The organism is Actinoplanes sp. NPDC000266, from assembly GCF_042899005.1.
In the GTDB taxonomy this organism is placed as follows: Bacteria; Actinomycetota; Actinomycetes; order Mycobacteriales; family Micromonosporaceae; genus Actinoplanes.
The window spans coordinates 322,451-344,016 of sequence record NZ_JBIAZI010000011.1; the positions used below are offsets into that span (position 1 = coordinate 322,451).

The 21,566-nt window shown below is 70.8% G+C and carries 20 protein-coding genes and 1 pseudogene; 12 read left to right on the plus strand and 9 right to left on the minus strand.

Annotated elements, in window-relative coordinates; genetic code table 11:
• Nucleotides 1-4 precede the first annotated feature (4 nt).
• Nucleotides 5-661 carry a TetR/AcrR family transcriptional regulator gene (locus ACFY36_RS39060; protein WP_499750926.1) on the plus strand — a complete coding sequence of 219 codons (657 nt, stop codon included), beginning with the start codon at nt 5-7 and terminating at the stop codon, nt 659-661.
• Here ACFY36_RS39060 and ACFY36_RS39065 read toward each other — a convergent pair.
• Nucleotides 597-1,322, minus strand: a complete 726-nt coding sequence (locus ACFY36_RS39065) for a DUF2470 domain-containing protein (protein ID WP_499750927.1) — start codon at nt 1,320-1,322, stop codon at nt 597-599. The genes ACFY36_RS39060 and ACFY36_RS39065 overlap by 65 nt on opposite strands.
• 92 nt (nt 1,323-1,414) lie before the next feature.
• On the opposite strand from ACFY36_RS39065, the gene rpsD reads away from it, so the two are divergent.
• Nucleotides 1,415-2,023: a 30S ribosomal protein S4 gene (rpsD, locus tag ACFY36_RS39070; RefSeq protein WP_499750928.1), complete on the plus strand. Its 609-nt coding sequence runs from the start codon at nt 1,415-1,417 to the stop codon at nt 2,021-2,023.
• Here rpsD and ACFY36_RS39075 read toward each other — a convergent pair whose 3' ends face one another.
• Both ACFY36_RS39075 and ACFY36_RS39080 read right to left on the minus strand, forming a co-directional pair.
• On the minus strand, nt 2,024-3,781 hold the full coding sequence (locus ACFY36_RS39075; protein WP_499750929.1) for an ABC transporter ATP-binding protein: 1,758 nt from the start codon (nt 3,779-3,781) through the stop codon (nt 2,024-2,026).
• Nucleotides 3,778-5,556, minus strand: a complete 1,779-nt coding sequence (locus ACFY36_RS39080; protein ID WP_499750930.1) for an ABC transporter ATP-binding protein — start codon at nt 5,554-5,556, stop codon at nt 3,778-3,780. The genes ACFY36_RS39075 and ACFY36_RS39080 overlap by 4 nt, the downstream gene beginning before the upstream one ends.
• A 110-nt stretch (nt 5,557-5,666) precedes the next feature.
• On the opposite strand from ACFY36_RS39080, the gene ACFY36_RS39085 reads away from it, so the two are divergent.
• On the plus strand, nt 5,667-6,284 hold the full coding sequence (locus tag ACFY36_RS39085; protein WP_499750931.1) for a TIGR03085 family metal-binding protein: 618 nt from the start codon (nt 5,667-5,669) through the stop codon (nt 6,282-6,284).
• Between the two features lie 66 nt (nt 6,285-6,350).
• A complete protein-coding gene (locus ACFY36_RS39090) occupies nt 6,351-7,631 on the plus strand; it encodes an APC family permease (RefSeq protein ID WP_499750932.1) in 1,281 nt (426 codons plus the stop codon).
• Here ACFY36_RS39090 and pdxR read toward each other — a convergent pair.
• Nucleotides 7,523-8,926 (minus strand): MocR-like pyridoxine biosynthesis transcription factor PdxR, encoded by a 1,404-nt coding sequence (gene pdxR, locus ACFY36_RS39095; RefSeq protein WP_499750933.1) that lies wholly within the window; start codon nt 8,924-8,926, stop codon nt 7,523-7,525. The two genes, ACFY36_RS39090 and pdxR, sit on opposite strands and share 109 nt — an antisense overlap.
• Before the next feature lie 110 nt (nt 8,927-9,036).
• On the opposite strand from pdxR, the pseudogene ACFY36_RS39100 reads away from it, so the two are divergent.
• The 3 genes and pseudogenes from ACFY36_RS39100 to ACFY36_RS39110 form a co-directional block, all read left to right on the plus strand.
• Nucleotides 9,037-10,179, plus strand: a pseudogene (locus tag ACFY36_RS39100) (S8 family peptidase); the annotation flags it as partial.
• A gap of 108 nt (nt 10,180-10,287) precedes the next feature.
• Entirely contained in the window at nt 10,288-11,496 is a 1,209-nt protein-coding gene (locus tag ACFY36_RS39105; protein WP_499750980.1) for an MFS transporter, read from the plus strand.
• Nucleotides 11,497-11,652: 156 nt separating this feature from the next.
• Nucleotides 11,653-13,476, plus strand: a complete 1,824-nt coding sequence (locus ACFY36_RS39110; RefSeq protein ID WP_499750934.1) for an AMP-dependent synthetase/ligase — start codon at nt 11,653-11,655, stop codon at nt 13,474-13,476.
• Here ACFY36_RS39110 and ACFY36_RS39115 read toward each other — a convergent pair.
• Nucleotides 13,467-14,348, minus strand: coding sequence for a sigma-70 family RNA polymerase sigma factor (locus ACFY36_RS39115; protein WP_499750935.1), 882 nt, complete (start codon nt 14,346-14,348; stop codon nt 13,467-13,469). The two genes, ACFY36_RS39110 and ACFY36_RS39115, sit on opposite strands and share 10 nt — an antisense overlap.
• 74 nt (nt 14,349-14,422) lie before the next feature.
• On the opposite strand from ACFY36_RS39115, the gene ACFY36_RS39120 reads away from it, so the two are divergent.
• Both ACFY36_RS39120 and ACFY36_RS39125 read left to right on the plus strand, forming a co-directional pair.
• Nucleotides 14,423-14,764 carry a VOC family protein gene (locus ACFY36_RS39120; RefSeq protein ID WP_499750936.1) on the plus strand — a complete coding sequence of 114 codons (342 nt, stop codon included), beginning with the start codon at nt 14,423-14,425 and terminating at the stop codon, nt 14,762-14,764.
• Nucleotides 14,765-14,789: 25 nt separating this feature from the next.
• Nucleotides 14,790-15,242, plus strand: coding sequence for a pyridoxamine 5'-phosphate oxidase family protein (locus ACFY36_RS39125; protein WP_499750937.1), 453 nt, complete (start codon nt 14,790-14,792; stop codon nt 15,240-15,242).
• Between the two features lie 7 nt (nt 15,243-15,249).
• Here the strand turns inward: ACFY36_RS39125 and yczR are convergent, their stop codons facing one another.
• Nucleotides 15,250-16,704: a MocR-like transcription factor YczR gene (gene yczR, locus ACFY36_RS39130; RefSeq protein WP_499750938.1), complete on the minus strand. Its 1,455-nt coding sequence runs from the start codon at nt 16,702-16,704 to the stop codon at nt 15,250-15,252.
• A 59-nt stretch (nt 16,705-16,763) separates the two neighbouring features.
• Between yczR and yczE the strand changes: the two genes are divergently transcribed.
• On the plus strand, nt 16,764-17,399 hold the full coding sequence (yczE, locus tag ACFY36_RS39135) for a membrane protein YczE (RefSeq protein WP_499750981.1): 636 nt from the start codon (nt 16,764-16,766) through the stop codon (nt 17,397-17,399).
• Nucleotides 17,400-17,587: 188 nt separating this feature from the next.
• Nucleotides 17,588-18,016 (plus strand): hypothetical protein, encoded by a 429-nt coding sequence (locus ACFY36_RS39140; protein WP_498695938.1) that lies wholly within the window; start codon nt 17,588-17,590, stop codon nt 18,014-18,016.
• A gap of 261 nt (nt 18,017-18,277) precedes the next feature.
• Here ACFY36_RS39140 and hisF read toward each other — a convergent pair whose 3' ends face one another.
• Together hisF and ACFY36_RS39150 are read right to left on the minus strand one after the other, a co-directional pair.
• Nucleotides 18,278-19,039, minus strand: a complete 762-nt coding sequence (gene hisF / locus ACFY36_RS39145; protein ID WP_499750939.1) for an imidazole glycerol phosphate synthase subunit HisF — start codon at nt 19,037-19,039, stop codon at nt 18,278-18,280.
• Nucleotides 19,036-19,890, minus strand: a complete 855-nt coding sequence (locus ACFY36_RS39150) for an EamA family transporter (protein WP_499750940.1) — start codon at nt 19,888-19,890, stop codon at nt 19,036-19,038. Before ACFY36_RS39150 ends, hisF begins: the two co-directional genes overlap by 4 nt.
• Nucleotides 19,891-19,961: 71 nt before the next feature.
• Between ACFY36_RS39150 and ACFY36_RS39155 the strand changes: the two genes are divergently transcribed.
• Nucleotides 19,962-20,891: a LysR family transcriptional regulator gene (locus ACFY36_RS39155; protein ID WP_499750941.1), complete on the plus strand. Its 930-nt coding sequence runs from the start codon at nt 19,962-19,964 to the stop codon at nt 20,889-20,891.
• Here ACFY36_RS39155 and priA read toward each other — a convergent pair.
• Nucleotides 20,837-21,562, minus strand: coding sequence for a bifunctional 1-(5-phosphoribosyl)-5-((5-phosphoribosylamino)methylideneamino)imidazole-4-carboxamide isomerase/phosphoribosylanthranilate isomerase PriA (priA, locus tag ACFY36_RS39160; protein WP_499750942.1), 726 nt, complete (start codon nt 21,560-21,562; stop codon nt 20,837-20,839). The genes ACFY36_RS39155 and priA overlap by 55 nt on opposite strands.
• Nucleotides 21,563-21,566: the final 4 nt, after the last annotated feature.

Below are 21,566 nucleotides of genomic sequence, written 5' to 3' on the forward strand. Positions count from 1 at the left end.
TTTCTTGGTACGTCGAAGCGGGCGCCGTCCCGGCAATCAGGACACCCGTGCGTCCATTCTGGAGGCCGCCCGGTCGTCCTTCGCCGAGAAGGGGTACGACAAGGCGTCGATCCGCTCCATCGCGGCCGATGCCGGTGTCGACCCGGCCCTGGTGCACCACTACTTCGGCACCAAGGAGAAGCTTTTCCTGGCCGCGCTGAACGCGCCGATCAACCCGGGCGAGCTGATCCCGCAGGCGCTGGCCGGGCCGCGGGAGCAGGCCGGCGAGCGGCTGGTGCGGATGGCGCTGTCCGTGTGGGACTCGCCGGCCGGCGCGGCCGCGCTGGCGGTCTTCCGCTCGGCGCTGAGCAACGAGTGGACCGCGCGGCTGCTGCGCGAGTTCGTGGTCACCCAGATCCTGCGCCGGGCGGTCGGTGAGCTGGTGATCGACCCGGCCGAGGCGCCGATGCGCTCGGCGCTGGTGGCCACGCAGATCGCCGGGCTCATGGTGACCCGTTACGTGCTGCGGATCGAGCCGCTGGCCGGCGCCGACCCCGCGGTGCTGGCCGCGGCGATCGGCCCGAACGTCCAGCGGTTCCTCATGGAACCGCTGGATCTCAGTCCCCGCAGCGGTGGCACAGCACCGGGTGCAGCAGGTGAGCCAGATCGTGGCGGTCGGTGACCGGGCGCGGGAAGGCGAGACGGGCCAGCTTGTCGTCGAGACGGACCATGAAGCCGTACCGGTCCATCCGTACGACCTGGGGCTCGGCCTTGGGCTGGAACGTCGACCCGAGCTGACGGCGCACGTAGGCGCTCATCTCGGCCTCGTGGTGGTCGATCAGGTCGGCGATCAGGTCGAACTCGATGCGGCAGAGCGGGTCGGCCGTGGCCTCGGCCCAGTCGTCGACGTCGACGTCGACCAGGTTCTCGTTGCGCTCGTAGCGCACCTCGGCCACGTCCATCCGGTGGATGACCTGGCCGTCGCCGACGTCGAGCAGATCGCCCGAGGCGTCGATGTCCGCGTAGTCCAGCGTCGCGGCCCGCTCCTCGTCACCCTCCAGCAGGGTGGCCCAGCCGGAGATCCACACCCGGCCCAGGGCGGGCGAGCCGGCCATCGGCGGCACGTCGGAGATGTCGAGCACCATCGCGGTGTCGTCGTTGCCGTCCTGCGGCTTGAGGGCCGCGGCGAAAGCGCCGTCACGCGGCGACAGCAGCAGCACACGGCCGTTCGCGTCGGTGACGTGCCGCACGGGCAGGGGACCCGGGCGGCACGCGATGTGCGCGACGCCGGGCAGGTGGCCGGCGGCGAGCGTCCGCGCGATCTCGGCGTGAGTGGGCTGCATGGTGAAGACCTCCGGGCACCGGTTAGGCTTGCCTTAGTAAGGTGAGGCTAACCGTAACACCGGCCTCAAGCGCAAGTGACTCCGGAGACTTCATGAACAACTCCCGACCTAAAGCCAAGCTCTCGCGGGCGCTCGGCATCCCTCTGACGCCGAAGTGCGTGAAGTACTTCGAGAAGCGGCCCTTCCCGCCGGGTGTGCACGGCCGTAGCCGTCGCAAGGCCTCGGACTACCAGGTCCGTCTGCTCGAGAAGCAGCGCCTGCGGCACCAGTACAACATCAGCGAGTCCCAGATGCGGAAGGCGTACGACGACGCCCACCGGGCCGAGGGCAAGACCGGCGAGACCATGGTCAGCCTGCTCGAGCGCCGCCTGGACGCCGTGGTGACCCGCGCGGGCCTGGCCCGCACGGTCTACCAGGCCCGTCAGCTCGTCGTGCACGGCCACTTCACCGTGGACGGCAAGAAGGTCGACCGCCCCGGCTACCGGCTCAAGCCGGGCCAGGTCGTCGAGGTGCGCGAGAGCAGCCGGCAGAAGCCGCCGTTCCAGATCGCCGCGGCCGGCTCCCACGTCGACGGCCCGACCCCGCCGTACCTCTCCACGGTGCTCGAGGACCTGCGCACCACGATGATCAGCCTGCCGCAGCGCTCGGAGATCCGCGTGCAGTGCGACGAGCAGCTCGTAGTCGAGTTCTACGCGCGGTAGTTAGCGCGTCTGCTCCAGCCAGGAGGCGTAGAGCTTCGCGTAGATCGAACCCTCCTGGTTGACGAGCTCGGAGTGCGGGCCGCGTTGGACGACGCGGCCCGCGTCCACCACGATCACCTCGTCCGCGGCCTGGGCCGTGGAGAGCCGGTGTGCGATCGCCACCGTCGTCCGCCCCCTGGTCACCGTGTCGAGAGCGTGCTGAAGCCGCACCTCGGTGGCCGGGTCGACCGCACTGGTCGCCTCGTCCAGGACCAGCAGGTCAGGATCGGCGACGTACGCCCGGACCAGCGCCACCAGCTGCCGCTCCCCCACGCTGAGCGCCTCGCCGCGCTCGCCCACCGGGGTCTCGAGCCCACCCGGCAGCCCGTCCAGCCAGTCCTTGAGCCCCAGCTCGACGAAGGCCGCCTCCAGCTGCTCGTCGGTCAGCGACGGCTCGGCGAAGCGGATGTTCTCGGCCACCGTCGCGTCGAACAGGAAGCCGTCCTGCGGCACCATCACCACCCTCGAGCGCAGTGACGAGAAACGCACCGAGGTCAGCGGCGTCCCGGAGAGCAGAACCTCACCCTCGGCGGGGTCCATCAGACGGGTGAGCAGCTTGGCGAAGGTCGTCTTGCCGCTGCCGGTCTCGCCGACCACGGCCACCTTCGTCCGGGCCGGGATCTCCAGGTCGACGTCATGCAGCACGACCGGCCCGCCCGGGTAACGGAACGAGACGTCGTCGAAGCGTACGGAGAGAGGACCCACCGGAAGCGCGACGCCCACGTCGTCGGGGTCGGCCACGTCGGGGCTCATGTCGAGGACGTCGAGCACGCGGCGCCAGCCGGCCACCGCGTTCTGCGCCTCGTTGAGCATGTCGGTGGCGATCTGCACGGGCTGGATGAACAGCGTCACCAGGAACAGGAACGCGGTCAGCCGGCCCACCGTCAGGCCACCGTCCTCGCCGATCAGCACACCCACCACGACCACGCCGGCCAGCGCCAGGCCGGCCCCGATCTCGCCGCTGGAGAAGCTGGTCACGCTGGTCTTGAGGGCCTTCTGCTGCGCGCTCTGGAGGCTGCTGATCGACTCGTCGAGCCGCTTCTCGGTGCGGCCGGCCACGCCGTACGCCCGGATGACCAGCGCGCCCACGACGCTCTCGGCGACCGCGCCCAGCATGACGCCGGTGCGCTCGCGCACCGCGGCGTAGACCGAGGCCAGCCGCTTCTGGAAGAGCCGGATGATCGCGACCGAGGGGCCGAAGGCGAGCAGCACGACGATGGTGAGCTGCCACGAGTAGACGAACATCACGATCGTCGAGACCAGCAGCTGGCCCGAGGCGAGCAGCAGCTGCACGCCGCCGGTCTGCAGGAACTGCGAGATCTGGTCGACGTCGCTGGTCACCCGGGACACCATCGTGCCGCGCCGCTCGGACTGCTGGTGCAGCATCGACAGGTCGTGGATGTGCCGGAACGTGCGCGAGCGCAGGCCGCCGAGCGCGGTCTCGCTGACCGTGAACAGCCGCCGGGTCATCAGATAACCGGCCAGCGTCGAGATCATCAGCGCGACGAAGGTGACCGCGACGACACCGACCACGTAGTTGAGGTCGGGCCCGCCGGCGCCGCGGATGCCGTGGTCGATGCCTTGCTGGACGGCGATCGGCACGGCCACCCGGCCACCCATCTGCACGAGGGCGAGGGCGATGGTGCCACCGAGCCCGGGCCTGAGTTCCGGAGAGAGCGCCAGCCCGCGCTTGATCGTCGCGAACGTGCCGGTGCTCATGCTTCGACCCTTTCGGCCTTCTCGTACGCGGTCACGAGATCCGCGTAGCCCTGGTGGTTGGCGAGGAGCTCGGTGTGGGTTCCGGTGGCCACGACCTTGCCCTGCTCCAGGTAGACGACCTCGTCGGCCAGCGCGATGGTGGCCCGCCGGTAGGCGACGACCAGGATGGACGCGCCGGCGTCGTTGCCCCGCAGCGCGGCCAGGATGTCGGCTTCCACGCGCGGGTCGACCGCGCTGGTGGCGTCGTCCAGGACAAGCATTCGAGGCTTGCCCGCGAGCGCGCGGGCGAGGGTGATCCGCTGGCGCTGCCCGCCGGACAGAGAGGTGCCGCGCTCGCCGACCGCGGTGTCGAGCCCCTCCGGCAGATTGGCGACGAATCGGTCGGCCTGCGCCAGCTCAAGCGCCCATTCCACCGACTTGTCGGATATTTCCGGACGGTCGAGCGTCACGTTGCCGCGGATCGTGTCGTCGAAGACGAACGGGATCTGCGGGACCAAAGCGGACGCCCGCGCCAGTGCGGCCTCGCTCAGGGACGGCACCGCCGTGTCGTCGAGGACGATCCGCCCGTCGACCGGGTCCATGAGGCGCACGGCGAGCGAGGCGATGGTCGACTTGCCCGATCCGGTGGCGCCGACCAGGGCCACCGTCTTCCCCCGGGGCACGGTGAAGGAGACATCGCGCAGGACCAGGGGGCCGTCTCCGTACCGGAAGTCGACCTTGTCGAAGCGCAGCTCGGCGGCTCCTTCGCCGTCGGCGCTCTTGTCGCCGTACGACAAATCGCCTGTCGCCGAGAGGACGGCCTGGACCCTCTCCCAGCCGGCCACGCTGCGCGGCAGCTCCGCCACCACCCACCCGATCGCGCGCACCGGGAAGGCCAGCACCGTGAACAGGAAACTCACCGTGACCAGCTCGGTCACCGAGATCGCGCCGGACTGGAGGCGCCAGGCGCCGAGCAGCAGCACGGCCAGCGTGCCCAGGCTGGGCAGGGCGTCCATCAGCGGGTCGAACAGGCCGCGCAGCCGGCCCACCGAGATCAGCGCGTCGCGCAGCTCGGTCACGAAGACCCCGAACCGGCGCGACTCGTCGGCCTCGCGGCCCATCGTCTTGACGACCAGCGCGCCGTCGAAGCTCTCGTGCGCGACCGCGCTGACCTTGGCCCGCATCCGCTGGGCCCGGATCTGCCGCGGCGACATGGCCCGCGAATAGACGAAGTTGAGGCCGAACAGGGCCGGGAAGAGCGTGACGCCGACCAGCGCCAGCACCGGGTCGGTGAAGAAGAGGGCGACCACCGCCGCGAAGATCATCACGATCGTGCCGACCGCGAACGGCAGCGGCGCGATCGGCACGAACGCGGCCTCCACGTCGGAGTTCGCGTTCGACAGCAGAGTGCCGGTGGCGTGGCGCTGATGCCACGCGGGCGGCAGGGAGAGATAACGGCTGGTCACCGCACGGCGATAGCGGGCCTGGAGCCGGAACTGCATGAAGCCGGCGCCCAGGCGGCGGCCGAAGACGCTGGCCACGCGCAGCCCGCTGAGGCCGAGGAAGACGGCCGCGATCAGCGCGAGCTCACCGGTGCCGGCCTTTCCGCTGCTGAAGGCGGGCACGACGACATGGCCGATGACGTAGCCCACCACGTACGAGTTCGCGATGACCAGAAGGCCGAAGACGCTGCTGCCGACGACCCCGACGGTGAACAGGCGCGGTTCGGTACGAATCGCCTGTCCCAGCACACGCAGTCCCCGTCCCAGCACATCGCGGCTGGTCCTGCTGCTCAATTTCCTACCTGACTGGTAAGTGTTCGCCGGGGGTTCCGGCCTTACTTCCCCATCCTGCCGAACGGGCGCCGTTCGTTCACAGGTACGACAATGTGTCTACGATCACGTTCGTGACCGCCTATGCCCGGAGCGAACGCCGACTCCTCGCCGACCTGCTGCTTTCGCTCGGGCCGGACCAGCCCACGCTCTGCACCGGATGGACGACCCGCGATCTCGCGGCTCATCTCGTGGTACGCGACCGGCGGCCCGACGCCTCGGCCGGCATCCTCCTGCCGCCCCTGCACGGTCATGGTGAACGCGTGCGCCTGGCCAAGGCTTCCCAGCCGTACGAGAAAGTGATCTCCGAACTGCGGACGCCACCCTGGTGGAGCCCGGTCAGCAACCCGTTGCTGGACGAGGTGACGAACACCGTCGAGTTCTTCATCCACCACGAGGACGCCCGCCGGGCGCAACCCTCGTGGACGCCGCGCTCCCTTTCCCCGGGGGAACAGGCGGCGTTGTGGAAGGCCGTCCGGATGACCGGCAAGCTGGCCCTGCGACGGGCCCGGCTGTCGGCGGAGGTCCGCTCCGACGGCTTCGGCTCCTTCACCGTAGGCGATGATCCTGTTGCCACTTTGTCCGGAGATCCCGGCGAGATCGCGCTTTTCCTCACCGGCCGCAAGGACGCCGCTCGGGTGACGATCGACGGCGACTCGGCACGCCTGCGGGAGGCTTCCCTGGGCCTCTGATTGGCCCAATCGATCTGGGCCGGATTGGCCTACGCGGGCGAGCCAATTCCCGCCTACGGTTTCGCCATGAAACTTTCCGTGGCCCAGGGCACCGCCCTCAGCATCGGCGCCGTGCTCGGCACCGGCGTGATCTCCCTGCCCGCCCTGGCCGCCGATGTCGCCGGTCCCGCCTCGCTGGTCGCCTGGGTCGCGCTGATCGTGCTCTCGGCGCCCCTGGCCTGGACCTTCGCGGCGCTCGGGGCCCGACATCCCGACGCCGGCGGCGTCTCCACCTATGTCCGGCTGGCGTTCGGGCCACGGGCGGCGGCGGCCGTCGGCTGGTGTTTCTTCTTCGCGGTGCCGCTCGGTGCGCCGGCCGCGGCCGCGTTCGCGGGTGGCTATGTGGCCGACGTGATCGGCGGCGGCCGCGCCACCGTGCTCGGCACCTTCCTGGCCGTCGTGGGCACGGTCGCGGTGATGAACTGGTTCGGGCTGCGGATCTCGGGCCGGGCCCAGCTCGCGCTCACCGGCACGCTCGCCGTGCTGCTGCTCCTCACGGTGATCACCGCGCTGCCGCACGCGCGGTGGGGCAACCTGACCCCGTTCACCCCGCACGGCTGGGCCGGCGTGGGCACGGCCGTGGCCGTGCTCATCTGGGGCTTCGCCGGCTGGGAGGCGGTCTCGTCGCTGTCCGGGCAATACCGCGATCCGCGGCGCGACGTGCCGCGGGCCACGGCGATCGCGGTCGTAGTGGTCGGCGGGCTCTACCTGGCCGTGGCCGTCACCAGCGTGCTGGTGCTCGGGCCGGCGCTCGGCGACAGCCAGGCGCCGCTGGCCGACCTGCTCGCGGCCGGGGTGGGTGGCCCGGTCCGCGCGCTCACGGCCGTCGTGGCCCTGCTGCTGACGGCCGGCGCGGTGAACGCCTACTTCGCCGGGTCGTCACAGCTCGGTGCGGCGCTGGCCCGGGACGGGGCGCTGCCGGCGCGGCCGTTCGGCACGCCGCGCAAGGCGCTGGTCGCCGTGCTGCTCGGCAGCCTCGTCTCGGTGGTGCTGCCGATCGACCTGCACACGATGATGCTGCTGGTCACCGGCTGCTTCACGCTGGTCTACGTGATCGGCACGGCGGCCGCGGTCAAGCTGCTGGCCGGGCGGCAGCGGGTGGTGGCCGCGGTGGCGTTCGTGGCGGTGGTCGCGCTGCTCGGGCTGACCGGGCCGCCGGCGCTGCTCAGCCTGGTGGTCGCGGCGGGCGCGATCGGCTATCAGGCGTGGCGGTCCAGGATCCCGGCCAGCAGCGCCATGCCCTCGCCGATCAGCGACGGGTCGGTCGCGCCGAACCCGAACACCAGGCCGGTCTGCCCGGTGGACTGATCGGCGTAATAGGTGCGCAGGTCGTCGAGGCCGATCCCGGCCCGCTTCGCCGCCCTGGTCACCGCGGTCGAGTCGACGGGGGTGACCGCGGCCAGGTGCAGGCCGGCGGCGGACGGGATCGCCTCGAGCCCTTCGGTGGCGATCAGCGCGGCGACGAGCCGGCGGTGCCGCACGGCGTAGGCCTTGCCGGCCTTGCGCACGTGCCGGGCCAGCTGGCCGTCGTCGATGAAGCGGGCCAGCGCGGCCTGCACGGCGGGCTGGCCGTGCCCGTCGCCCATCTGGCGGGCCGCGACCAGCGCGTCGCGCAGGCCGGGCGGGGTGAGCAGAAAGCCGGTGCGCAGCGACGGGAGCATGCTTTTGGAGAAGGTGCCGGCGTAGAGCACCCGGCCCGCGGTGTCGAGGCTGTAGAGCGGCTCCAGCGGGCGCGACAGGAAGCGGAACTCGCTGTCGTAGTCGTCCTCGACGATCGCCACCGACCGGCGGCCGGCCCAGTCGAGCAGCTCGCGGCGGCGGGCCGCGCTCATCGCCCGGCCGAGCGGGAACTGATGCGACGGCGTCGTGTAGACCAAAGTGGACGACGACGGGATCGCCGAGACGACCAGGCCCTCGGCGTCGACCGGCACGGCGGCGACCCGGGCGCCGAGCGAGGCGAACAGGCGCCGGGCCGGCGGATAGCCCGGGTCCTCGACCGCGACCACGTCGCCCGGCGTGATCAGCACCCGGCCGATCAGGTCGAGCGCGTGCTGGGTGCCGTTGGTGATCACCATGTCGGCCGCGCTCGCCCGCACGCCCCGGGCCACGCCGAGATAGCGGGCGATCGCCTCCCGCAGGGCCGGATGGCCGGACGGTTCCGCGTACGTGCCCAGGCTGTTGGCCCGCAGCCGGGTCTCGGCCACGAGCAGGCGCCGCCAGGCGTCGAACGGGAAGAGCCCGGCGTCGGGGATGCCGACCCGGAAGTCGTAGCGCGGCGGCGGCGCGCCCCCGCTCGTCGGCAGTGGCGCGAACGCCCATCCGCGCCGCGGCTTCAGCGAACCGCCCTCGCGTCGAGGCGTCCGGTTCATCGGTTTGAAAGCGACGAAAGTCCCCGCCCCCACCCGAGCGTCCAGATAGCCCTCGGCGGCGAGGCGCTCATAGGCGCCCGCGACGCTTCCCCGCGCGATCCCGAGATCGGCGGCCAGGACCCGGGTCGCCGGCAGCCGCGATCCGGGCGGCAACCTCCCGTCCACAATGGCCTCCCGCAGCGCGCGGTAGACGGCCACGGTCTTGTTCCCGCCGGGCGGGATGATCAGATCCACCCGCACATTCTGGGCCCCGATATGGCCCATACGGTATGCCGCCTCTCCGTAACCCTCCGTATAGACTTATTGGCGCTCGTCAATATCACGGGGCCGAGAGAGGACAGCGCATGGCGAAGAGACGCATCCTGATCGCGGGCGTGCTCGCCGCGATCACCGCGGCCGCGACGGCCACCCCGGCCGCGGCCGCCGCCACCGGCGAGATCCGCCTGGACGGCACGGCTAACGCGGTGCCCGGCAGCTACATCGTGGTCCTCAAGGCCGGTGCGAAGGCGCCGGCGACGCTGGCCAAGAGCTTCGGCGGCCAGGTACGCCAGAGCTTCGGCACGATCAACGCGTACGAGGCCGGCATGACCGCCTATCAGGCCAAGCGCCTCGCGGCGAGCCCCGACGTCGAGTACGTCGAGCAGAACCAGACGGTCTCGCTGCTGGCCACGCAGGCCAACGCGACCTGGGGCCTCGACCGCATCGACCAGCGCAACCGCCCGCTGAGCACCACGTACTCGTACACGACGACCGGGTCGGGCGTGACGGCGTACGTCATCGACACCGGCATCCGGTACACGCACAGCGACTTCGGCGGACGGGCGTCGTTCGGCTACGACGCGGTCGGCTCCGGCGGCGTCGACTGCAACGGCCACGGCACCCACGTGGCGGGCACGGTCGGCGGCACCACCTACGGCGTGGCCAAGCAGGTCCGCCTGGTCGGCGTCCGCGTGCTCAACTGCTCCGGCAGCGGCACCACGGCCGGCGTCATCGCCGGCGTCAACTGGGTGACCACGAACGCGGTCAAGCCCGCGGTGGCCAACATGAGCCTCGGCGGCGGCGTCAGCAGCACCCTCGACAGCGCCGTCTCCCGGTCGATCACCTCGGGCGTCACCTACGCCCTGGCCGCCGGCAACTCCAACGCCAACGCCTGCAACTCGTCGCCGGCCCGGGTCGCCGCGGCCATCACGGTCGGCGCCACCACCAGCACCGACGCGCGGGCCAGCTACTCCAACTACGGCAGCTGCCTCGACATCTTCGCGCCCGGCTCGTCGATCACGTCGGACTGGTACACGTCGAACACCGCGACCAACACGATCAGCGGCACGTCGATGGCCAGCCCGCACGTCGCCGGCGCGGCCGCCCGGGTCCTCTCCGGCAGCCCGAGCCTCACCCCGGCCCAGGTGCGCGACAGCCTCGTCAACGGCGCCACCACCGGCGTGGTCACGAGCCCCGGCACCAGCTCCCCGAACCGCCTTCTCTACCTGGCCCCTTGACCCTTCCATTTCGTCCGCTTCGACGCCCGGCCCGCGGTTCAGCGCGGGCCGGGCTCGTGCGAGATATGGAATGCAGTACATATCCTGCGTTGGGTGACCATGGAATCGCGGACAGTGCCGAGCCTCTGGCGCAACCGCGAGTTCAATCTCCTGTGGACAAGTCAGACTTTGTCCGACCTGGGGGCGACGATCGCCCAGCTCGCCGTCCCGCTGCTCGTGCTCGAGGTGACCGGCTCGGCCGTGCAGGCCGGCGCCGTCGGCACCGCGGCCCAGGTCACCAAGCTCGCCTGCCGCCTGCCGGCCGGGGTCCTGGCCGACCAGATCAACCGCCGCACGGCCCTGCTGACCTGTGACATCGTCCGGCTGATCGCCTTCGCCGCGCTGGCCGTGACCGTCATCGCCGGGCACGCCAACCTCGCCACGATCATCGTGGTGGCGGTGATCGACGCGGTCTGCGGGGCGTTCTTCAACACCACCGAGCACGCCGCCCTGCGCAGCCTGGTCCCCGTGCCGCACCTGCCGGCGGCGGTCGCCCGCAACGAGGCCCGCAGCTACGGCACCTCGCTCGCCGGTCCCCCGCTCGGCGGCCTGCTCTTCGGCATCACCCACGCCCTGCCCTTCGTCGGCAACGCCGTGTCGTACCTGGCCTCGCTGATCGGCGTCGCCCTCATCCGCAAGCCCATGCAGACCACCCGGCACCGGCCCGGCAGCCACCTCGCGGCCCTGACCGAGGGCCTGCGGTTCGTCTTCACCAACGCGTTCCTGCGCTCGGTGCTGATCATCGCGGCCCCGCTGAACTTCGCCCTGACCGGGACGATCTTCACGATCATCGTGACCCTCCAGGACGAGGGCACGGCGCCCGGCGTGATCGGCCTGACCGAGACCATCGTCGGCGCCGGCGGCCTGCTCGGCGCGCTGGCCGCTCCGGCCCTGCTCCGCTGGCTGCCGTTCGCGCGGCTGATCCGCACCCTGTGCTGGGCCGCCTTCGCGTTCCTGACGGTCAGCGCGATCCCGGCCATCGGCGTGGCCACGGCGGCGCCGGTCGCCCTGGCCGTCTTCGCCGGTCCGGCCTGCAACGCGGCGCTGTTCGCCCATCAGGCGGCGATCACCCCCGACGCCCTGCAGGGCCGCGTCCTCAGCGTGATCTTCATGGTCGCCATGTCCGCCGCCGCGGCCGCGCCCCTGCTGGCCGGCCTGCTCGTCACCTGCGGCGGCCCCCGCCTGGCCATCCTGGCCTTCGCCACCGTCGTCGCCGTCTCGGCGGTCACCGCCTCGCTCGCGCCCGCCCTCCGGCCGGCCAGTTCCTAGAGTTACTCGCCGGTTTCACGCTGTGAGACGACCAGGTCTCCCGGTCGATAGACTCGATGTGAGGCGCCGTGCCACTAGCCCTCCCGCCCCGTCACCAATACTCTGCGGTAACTAACACGTTAAATCCCCCCGTTCCTGCATCTGAAGGCGGCGCCGATGGCTCTCGAGGTCCCGTACCGGTCGATCCCCGACATGTTCTTCAAGCGGGTGGCCGCCACTCCGAACGGCCAGGCCTTCGCCGTGCCCAACGCCGACGACAGCGGCATGGTCTGGCACACGTGGGCGCAGGTCGGCGAGCGGGCTACGGCGATCGCGGCGGGACTGCGCGAGCTGGGCGTGGGTCTCGAGGACCGGGTCGCCATCCTCTCCGGCACCCGGTTCGAGTGGGTGCTTGCCGACCTGGGCATCAACTGCGCGGGCGCGGCGACCACCACGGTCTACCCGACCACCGAGCCCGAGGACGCGAGCTACATCGTCGCCGACTCCGGCTCCAAGGTGCTGATCGCCGAGAACGCCAAGCAGGCCCTGAAGATCTCCGGCGTCGACACCGCCGTCACCCACGTCGTCATCATCGACGGCCCGGCCGACGCCGGCGCGACCCCGCCCCAGCTGACGCTGACCGAGCTCGAGGAGCGCGGCGCCGGCGCCCTGCGCGGCAACCCCCAGCTGATCGAGGAGATCGTGGCCACCATCGGCCCCGACCACCTCGCCACGCTCATCTACACCTCCGGCACCACCGGCCGGCCCAAGGGTGTGCAGCTGCTGCACGCCGGGTGGACCTGGGAGGGCGTCGCCCAGCAGGGCCTCGGCCTGTTCGAGTCGACCGACCTGCAATATCTCTGGCTGCCGCTGTCGCACTCGTTCGGCAAGACGCTGCTCTGCGGCATCATCCACGTGGGCGTGCCGACGTACGTCGACGGCCGCGTCGACAAGCTGGTCGACATGCTCGCGGTGGTCCAGCCGACGCTGATGTGCGCCGCTCCCCGCATCTTCGAGAAGGTCTACAACAAGACGGTGACCACGGCGCTGGAGGGCGGCGGGGCCAAGGCCAAGATCTTCCACTGGGCGGTCGGGGTCGGCAAGCAGAAGGTCGCGCTCGAGCAGGCCGGCAAGCCGCTGCCGGGCGGTCTCAAGCTCAAGTTCGCGGTGGCCGAGCGCCTGGTCTTCAGCAAGCTGCAGACCAAGCTCGGTGGCCGCCTGCGCGTGCTGGTCAGCGGCTCGGCCCCGCTCAGCCGCGACATCGCCGAGTTCTTCGCCGCCGCCAACCTCCCGATCATGGAGGGCTACGGCCTGACCGAGAGCAGCGCGGCCAACTTCGTCAACCGCCTCGACAAGCTGAAGATCGGCACGGTCGGCCTGCCCCTGGGTGACCTCGAGTGCCGCATCGACACCGACGGCGAGGTGCTGCTGCGCGGCGCCCCGGTCATGCGTGGCTACCACAACCTGCCCAAGGAGACGTCCGAGGCGTTCACCGAGGACGGCTTCCTGCGCACCGGCGACATCGGCGAGCTCGACGCGGACGGCTTCCTGCGGGTCACCGACCGCAAGAAAGACCTGGTCAAGACGTCCGGCGGCAAATACATCGCCCCGTCCGCGATCGAGGGCATGTTCAAGGCGGTCTGCCCGTACACGTCGCAGGCGGTCGTCATCGGCCAGGCCCGCAACTTCGTCACCATGCTGATCTCGCTCGACGAGGACGCGATCAAGGGCTGGGCCGCCAGTGGCCCGCTGGCCGGCAAGAGCTACCAGGACATCTGCTGCGCGCCCGAGACCCAGCAGATGATCGACGGCTACATCCAGGAGCTCAACGGCAAGCTCAACCGCTGGGAGACCATCAAGAAGTTCGCGATCCTCCCCCGCGACCTGAGCATCGAGGCGGGCGAGATCACCCCCTCGATGAAGATCAAGCGCCGCTCGGTCGAGACCAACTTCTCCGAGCAGATCAACCAGATGTACGCCGGTTCGCTCGCTCAGATCTGACCCAGCGCACTGTTCGGCAAGATCTCTATGGTCAGCGCCTCGATGGCGGCAGGGTCGGCCAACTGGTCGATACGGCTCACCCGGTCGCCCTCGAAGCCGAAGACGAAGACCACCCGGACCTGACCGCCGACCGCCCAGACCAGGCCCGGCGCGCCGTCCAGGAAAGCCAGGCGCGCCGACTGGGCGCCGCCGTGGAAACGGCCGGCCACCTCGCCCGCGCCGGTGAGCACGGCCGTCGCCCCGATCTTGACGGCCTCGGGGTCGGCCCGCAGAACCACATCGGGGTCGAGCAGGGTGAGCAGGGCGCCGAAGTCACCGGCCCGGGCGGCGGTCAGGAAGGCGCTCACGACGGCCCGCCGCCGGTCGGTGCCGTCGTCGTCCGGAACAGGCTCGCCCCGCACCCGCCGCCGGGCGCGGCTGGCCAGCTGGCGCGCGGCCGCCGGCGTACACCCGACGATCTCGGCGATCTCCGGGAAAGGCACGGCGAACATGTCGTGCAGGACGAAGGCCAGACGCTCGCTCGGGCCGAGCGTGTCCAGAACGAGAAGCAGCGCCGGCCCGATGGCGTCGGCGAGAAGCGCCTGCTGTTCGGGGCCGGGCTCGTCGTCGTACGTCGTCGAAGGAACCTCGGTCTGGTCCTCGCGGCGAGAAGCCCGCGAACGCAGCATGTCGAGGCAGACCCGCGAGACGACGGTCGTCAGCCAGCCGGTCAGGTTGCCCACGTCGCTGGTGTCGCTGCGACTCAGCCGTACCCAGGTCTCCTGAACGGCGTCGTCGGCCTCGTCGGCCGAACCGAGCATCCGCTGGGCGACGGACCGCAGATGCGCGCGGTCCCGTTCGAAGCGCTCGGCCAGCAGGTCCAGTTCGCTCATCGTCACACCTCTCGTTCGGCACCCGTCATACGTTGTGACGGGCCGCCCCGGTCCGCTGTGACAGAGGAGGAACCATGCCCATCCGTACGATCACCATCCCGGTCAAGGACCTCACCGCGGCGAAGGCGCTCTACACGGCGTTGCTGGGTACGTCGCCGTACATGGACGAGCCCTACTACGTGGGGTTCCGCCCGGAGAACTCCCCCGAGATCGGCCTGAACCCGCACGGCGACGTGGCCGCGGGCCCGATCACGTACTACCACGTCACCGACATCGAGGCGACCACCAAGTCGTTGACCGCCGCCGGCGCCACGGTGGAGCAGCCGGCCAAGGATGTGGGCGGCGGAGGCCTGACCGCCACGTTCCGCGACACCGACGGCAACCTGTTCGGCCTGTTCCAGGGCACCACCGAGTAGTAGAGCCGAGTCAAGGAGGACCGCGATGGCCGAGGAACCCCGTTCGCCGGTGGAGCGCAAGGCCGATGTGCTGGCGAAACTGAGCGCGCCGGTGGCCGATGCCTGGGTGGCTACGGCCGATGGTGACGAGCCCTATCTGGTTCCGCTGACCGTCGCCTGGTTCGAGGAGCGGGTTCTGCTGGCCACCGACACGGGCTCGCCTACCGGGCGGAACCTCGCCGCACACGGGCGGGCGCGTGTCGCCCTCGGGGGAACCCGTGATGTCGTACTGATAGACGCGGTTCTGGAGAAAGCGATTCCGGTCGGCGAGTCGGGGCCGGTCGGCGAGGCCTACGCGGCGCAGAACGACTGGGATCCGCGGACGGCCGGTGACTCCTATGCCTTTCTCGTGCTGCGGCCCGAGCGTGTGCAGGCCTGGCGGGAGGTGAACGAGCTGGCCGGGCGCACCCTGATGCGGGACGGCGTCTGGCTGGTCTGAGGCCTCGTCAGGCGATGACGGTCGGTGAGCGCCAGGACGGGGACGTTGCCCGGTCGAGGTCGTGACGGACGGTGGCGATTCGGCGTACGGCCTCGATCAGGTCTTCGGCCGGAAGGGTGAACGGCAGGCGCAGGAAACGCTCCAGGGTGCCGTCCAGGCCGAAGCGCGGGCCGGGGGCCAGGCGGACGCCCACGTCCTCGGCGGCGCGGGCCAGGGCGCTGGAGATCGGGCCGTCCAGCTCGGCCCAGAGGGAGACGCCGCCGGCGGGCAGCACGAAGCTCCACTCCGGCAGCGCTGTCCGCAGGGCCGTGACCAGGGCGTCGCGCTGGATGCGGAGTTCCTCGCGGCGGGCCTTCACGATCTGGGTGGCCTGGTGCATGAGGCGGACGGCGACCAGCTGCTCCAGAACCGGGCTGGCCATGTCGACGCCGACGCGGATGGCGGCCAGGCGCTGCACCAGCGGGGCCGAAGCGCGCACCCAGCCGATGCGCAGGCCACCCCAGTACGCCTTGCTCATGCCCCCGATCGACACCACCCGGCTGTGCCGGTCGAAGACCGCCACCGGCGGGGGCATCTCCTGGTCGTCCAGGGGCAGGTCGACGAAGGACTCGTCGACGATCAGCTCGGTGCCGGTCGCGTGGGCCGTGGCCACCAGGCGCTCGCGCAGGTCGGTGGTCATCAGGTGGCTGGTCGGGTTGTGGAACTCGGGGATCACGTACGAGACGCGGGGCCGGGTCTGGCGCAACGCGCCCAGCAGCATCTCGCCGTCCCAGCCGGTGGCCGTGTCCAGGCCGTGGGTGCTGAGGCGGGCCCGGCGGGCCGAGAGGGCGGCCAGCGCGTTCGGATAGGTCGGCGCCTCCACCAGCACCGGTGAACCGGCCGGCACCGACAGGCGCAACACCAGGTCGAGGGCCTGCTGGGTGCCTCCGGTGATGAGGATCTGCTCGGCCGAGGTCGGCACGCCCCGCTCGGCGTAGCCGGCCGCCACCGCCTCGCGGAGCTCACCCAGGCCGGTCGGGTGATATCCGGCGCTGCCCAGATAGCGCGGCAGGTCGGAGGCGGCGTCGTGCGCGGCCGTGACGAGCTCGGCCGGGGCGGCCGAGGCGGCCACACCCAGGTCGATCACGTCCTGGTCGTCGCCGGCGGCCCACAGGCCCGACGGGGCCACACGATGGCCGTTCGGGAGGGTGGTCCAGCTTCCCGCGCCTCTCCGGCTGGTCAGATGGCCGCTCTCGCGGAGCGTGCGGTACGCGGCCGAGACCGTCGTCCGGCTCACGGCGAGCGCCTCCGCCAACTCGCGTTCGGCCGGCATCCGTACACCCAGAGGCAATCGGCCGTCGGCCAGCAGGCCACGCACGGCACCGGCCAGAGCGGCATAGTCGGGGCTGCGGTGACGGCCCGGCAGGGAATGCCACTGACCGAGCAGCCGGCCCAATTGGCCTCCACGAATCGTCGACGTCATGGCCACCTCCGGCGAATTGGCTCTTCAGCATCCTGCAATTGGCTTTCAGACTGGCACTCGTGCAACTAAGTGGCAACCGAGATCGTCGTCTCACCCGGCGGACCGTCCAGCTCTTCACCGGCCTCGTCCTGTACGGCGTCAGCATGGCCTTCACGATCGAGTCGGCGCTCGGGCTCAACCCGTGGGACGTCTTCCACCAGGGCCTGTCCGAGGCCACGGGCATCAGCTTCGGCTGGATCGTCATCCTGGTCGGCGTTCCTGTGCTGCTGCTGTGGATCCCGTTGCGGCAGCGCCCCGGCTTCGGCACGGTGGCCAACCTGGTGGTGGTCGGGTTCGCGGTCGACGGCGCCCTGGCGGTGCTGCCCGAGGGCGGGACGATCCCGGCCCGGGTCGCCTATCTGGTCGGCGGCATCCTGCTGAACGGCCTGGCCACCGGCCTCTACATCGGCAGCCGGTTCGGGCCCGGCCCCCGCGACGGCCTGATGACGGGTGTAGTGGGCCGGTGGCCACGCCTGTCGGTCCGTCTGGTCCGTACGTCAATCGAACTGTCGGTCTTGATCGTCGGTTTCTTCCTGGGCGGCACGGTGGGCATCGGAACAATCGCGTACGCGCTGGCCATCGGCCCTCTGGCGCAACTGTTCCTGCCCCTGTGCACGGTCCCCGACGGCAGCCGGCGGCCCGCGCTCGCCCATTGAATCGCGTCACTCATCCGGGTTCATACACGCTCACTCAACAGTCGTACTCCTTGGGGTGATGTGTCCGTATTGGACGGCGTGATATGCCCAGCTGATTCGGTTTTGCAGTCCGCCCGTTGCATCACAGTCTTGTGATCATCGCGACACATCCGCTTCCGGGGGCGCGGGTGTCGCGGCATCATTGCCGCATGGGGGCGGGCAGCTGGCAGTGGAACGACGCTTGGATCTTCGTGTCCGCGGTCATCGCCGAGCGCCTCGAGCGCGACCGGGCGATGCACGCGGCCCTACCGGTGACCGGAGCCAGCCTGGCCGATCTGCTGGCGGCGGCCGACTTCTTGCACCACAGCGTTCCGAGCCGAGACGACTTGCAGGAGTCGGTACGCCGGCTGGCCGGGGCCGGGTTGATCGTGGTGGAGGACGATCTGGTCGAGGTGGCGCCGGCCGGTGAGCAGCTGTGGCGGACGAGGCCGTTCAGCGGGTTGTCGTCGGCGGTGATGACGTTGCAGGCGCAGTTGAACCGGGCGGCCACTCCGGGAGAGTCGGACTGGACACTGGATGAGCAGACTTACGCGACCGCCGTGCGGGAGTACAGCATTCGGCTGGCTGACGGGCGCTGAGTTCGCGCTTGCCACAGCGTCACGGGTGGAAGCTCTTCCGGCTGCGCGGGGAGGAGCGCGACCGCCTGGCGCACCAGGCCGCACCTCAGCCACGAGCGAGAACACAAGCATGCGGCCCGCGAACAAAGCCGCAAGCTCCGCCACATCCCGAGCGCACCCGGCCGCCGATGCCGACCGCGGGGAACAGCCGATGAAACCATTTCCGGAGCGGCTCCGGGAAACGCGGCTGGCCAAGCGATTTGCGGGCTTCTGGATTACTGCCTAGCGGACCGGGTTTCCCGCTGCTCGTAGGCTTTCCTTTACCTCGCCGATGGTCAGGTCGCCGAAGTGGAAGACGCTTGCGGCGAGTACCGCGTCGGCGCCCGATGACACCGCGGGGGCGAAGTGGGACACCTTTCCGGCGCCGCCGCTGGCGATCACCGGGATGTCCACCACCGCCCGCACCGCGGCGATCAATTCCAGGTCGAAGCCGGCCTTTGTGCCGTCGGCGTCCATCGAGTTCAGGAGGATCTCGCCGGCGCCCAACGATGCCACCGTTCGGGCCCACTCGATGGCGTCCAAGCCTGCGCTTCGGCGGCCGCCGTGTGTGGTCACCTCCCAGCCGCTGGGCTGGTCGGTGGCCCGGCGTACGTCCAGGGAGAGGACCAGCACCTGGTTGCCGAAGCGGTGGGCGATCTCGCTGATCAGGGCGGGGCGGGCGATCGCGGCCGTGTTCACGCCCACCTTGTCGGCGCCCGCTCTCAGCAGGACGTCCACGTCGTCGACCGAGCGGACGCCGCCTCCCACCGTCAACGGGATGAAGACGGACTCCGCCGTGCGGCGGACCACGTCCAGCATTGTTCCCCGGCCCGCGGATGATGCCGTCACGTCCAGGAACGTCAGCTCGTCGGCGCCCGCCTCGTCGTATGCCGCGGCCAGCTCCACCGGGTCGCCGGCGTCGCGCAGGTCCACGAAGTTGACGCCCTTGACCACCCGGCCCGCGTCCACGTCGAGGCAGGGGATCACGCGCACCGCAACTGTCATGCGTTCACCCTAACCAAGGGCGCCTTCAGGCCCAGCAGGATGCCGCCCACCACCAGGGTGCCGCCCGCTATGTCGATCGCGTGAAGGCGCTCGTCCAGGAACAGCCAGGCCGAAGCCATGCCGAAGAACGGGACCAGCATGGAGAACGGCGCGACCGTGCTGGCGCCGTACACCCGAAGAAGGAAACCCCAGCCCGCGAAAGCCGCAAGCGTCGAGATCAGCGCGACGTACGCCAGAGCCCAGAAGGCCTCCATGTCGAACGCGCGCAGCGCGGAGACGTCCTCCGAAGACACCAGCGTGAGCAGGATCAGCGGGCCCGCCGCCACAGCGCTGACCCACACCATGAAGCGCAGCGTGTCCGGCGGGGAGGCCTTGCGGGTGGCGATGTTCGACAGGCCCCACGCCGCGCCCGCGCCGACGATCAGCAGGAACGCGCCCAGGTTCGTGCCCATCCGGGTGGCGACCAGGGCCACGCCGGCCACACACAAGAGCAGACCGCTTATTTGTACGGGCCGGGGCCGCTCCCGCAGCAGCAACACCGCGAAGCCCAGCGTGAAGACGGCCTGGCTCTGCAGCACCAGCGAGCTCAAGCCGACCGGCATCCCGGCCGCCATGCCCGCGAACAGCAGCGAGAACTTCGTGACGCCCAGGATCAGGCCCACCGCGATGATCCAGCGCCACGGCACCTGCGGACGGCCCACGAACAGCACCGCCGGGAACGCGGCCAGGGTGAAGCGGAGCGCGTTGAACATCAGCGGCGGGAAATGGTCGAGCCCGGTCTCGATCACCACGAAGTTGAAGCCCCACACCGCGGTGACGGCGACCGCGATCCCGATGTCGCGTGGTCTCATACGTCGAGCCTGGTCAACGAAATCGTTAAGCACCAGCGAGAAGAACGAAAGCGATACTGTAGCCTCGCTACATGATTGACCTGGGGCGTCTCCGGGCCCTGCACGCCGTGGCCAGCTACAAGACCGTGCTCGCGGCCGGTGAGGCCCTGCACTGCACGCCGTCCGCGGTCTCCCAGCAGCTGGCCAAACTCGAGCGCGAGACCGGCGCCACACTTGTCGAGAAGGACGGGCGGCGGCTTCGGCTCACCGAGGCCGGGCAGGTGCTGGCCCGGCACGCCGAGAAGGTGCTGGCCACCGTCGACGAGGCCGAGGCGGCGCTGGCCGCGCACCGTGACACGGTCATCGGGCGGCTCACCGTGGCCGCCTTCGCCACCGCGTGCCGCGCGCTGCTGCCGTACGCCCTGCACCGCCTCGCCTCCGACCACCCGCAGCTGGCCACCGGCCTGGTCGAGGTCAACCCGCACGAAGGGCTCGACATGCTGCACCGCGGGCACGTCGACCTGGCCGTGCTCGACGACTGGCCCGAGGTGGCCCTGCGTTATCCGAGCGGCATCACCCACGTGGAGCTGGGCTGGGACGTGGCCGATCTGATCGTGCCGAGCGGTCACCGGTTCGGGGCGACGACCACCCTGGCCAAGGCGCGCGACGAACGCTGGATCGCGGCCAAGGCCGGCGACATCTGCCACGAATGGCTGCTGCGGGTCCTGCCGGGCGTGCAACCCGACTTCCACGTCGGCGAGTTCGAGACTCAGCTGACGCTGATCTCGGCGGGGCTGGGCGTGGCGGTCATCCCCCGGCTTTCACGATCAAATCAATTGCCCGAGGGTGTACGGGTGGTGAAGCTGACGCCGGAACCACGCCGCCGCGTGGTCATCGCGTGGCGTGAGGCCTCCGCCGCCCGGCCGGCGATCAAGGCGGCGGAGGTAGCCCTGCGACGGGCGTGGGATCAGGCCTCGCGCAACGCCGCCAGGGCCTCGGCCACCGTGAACGCGCCCGCGTAGAGCGCCTTCCCGGCGATCACACCCTCCACCCCGGCCGGCTCCAGGACCTTGAGCGCGCGCAGGTCGTCGAGGGTGGACACCCCGCCGCTGGCGATCACCGGGCGGTCGGTGGCCGAGCACACCTCGCGCAGCAGCTCCAGGTTCGGCCCGCGCATGGTGCCGTCCTTGGTGATGTCGGTGACCACGTACCGCGCCGCGCCCGCCTTGTCGAGCCGGCCGAGCACGTCGAACAGGTCGCCGCCGTCGCGGGTCCAGCCCCGCGCCGACAGGGTGCGCCCGCGCACGTCCAAGCCGATCGCGACCCGGTCGCCGTACTCGGACACGACGCGGTCGCACCACTCCGGGTCCTCCAGGGCGGCGGTGCCGATGTTGACCCGCTCGCAGCCCGTGGCCAGCGCCCGGCTCAGCGACTCGTCGTCGCGGATGCCGCCGGACAGCTCCACCTTCACGTCGAGCCGGGCCACCACGTCGGCCAGCAGGGCCGCGTTGGAGCCGCGACCGAACGCCGCGTCCAGGTCGACCAGGTGCACCCACTCGGCACCGTCGTTCTGCCAGGCCAGCGCGGCCTCGAGCGGGTCGCCGTAGGAGGTCTCGGAGCCGGCGGCGCCCTGGACGAGACGTACGGCCTGGCCGTCCGCGACGTCGACGGCGGGCAGTAGGGCGAGTGTCATGGCA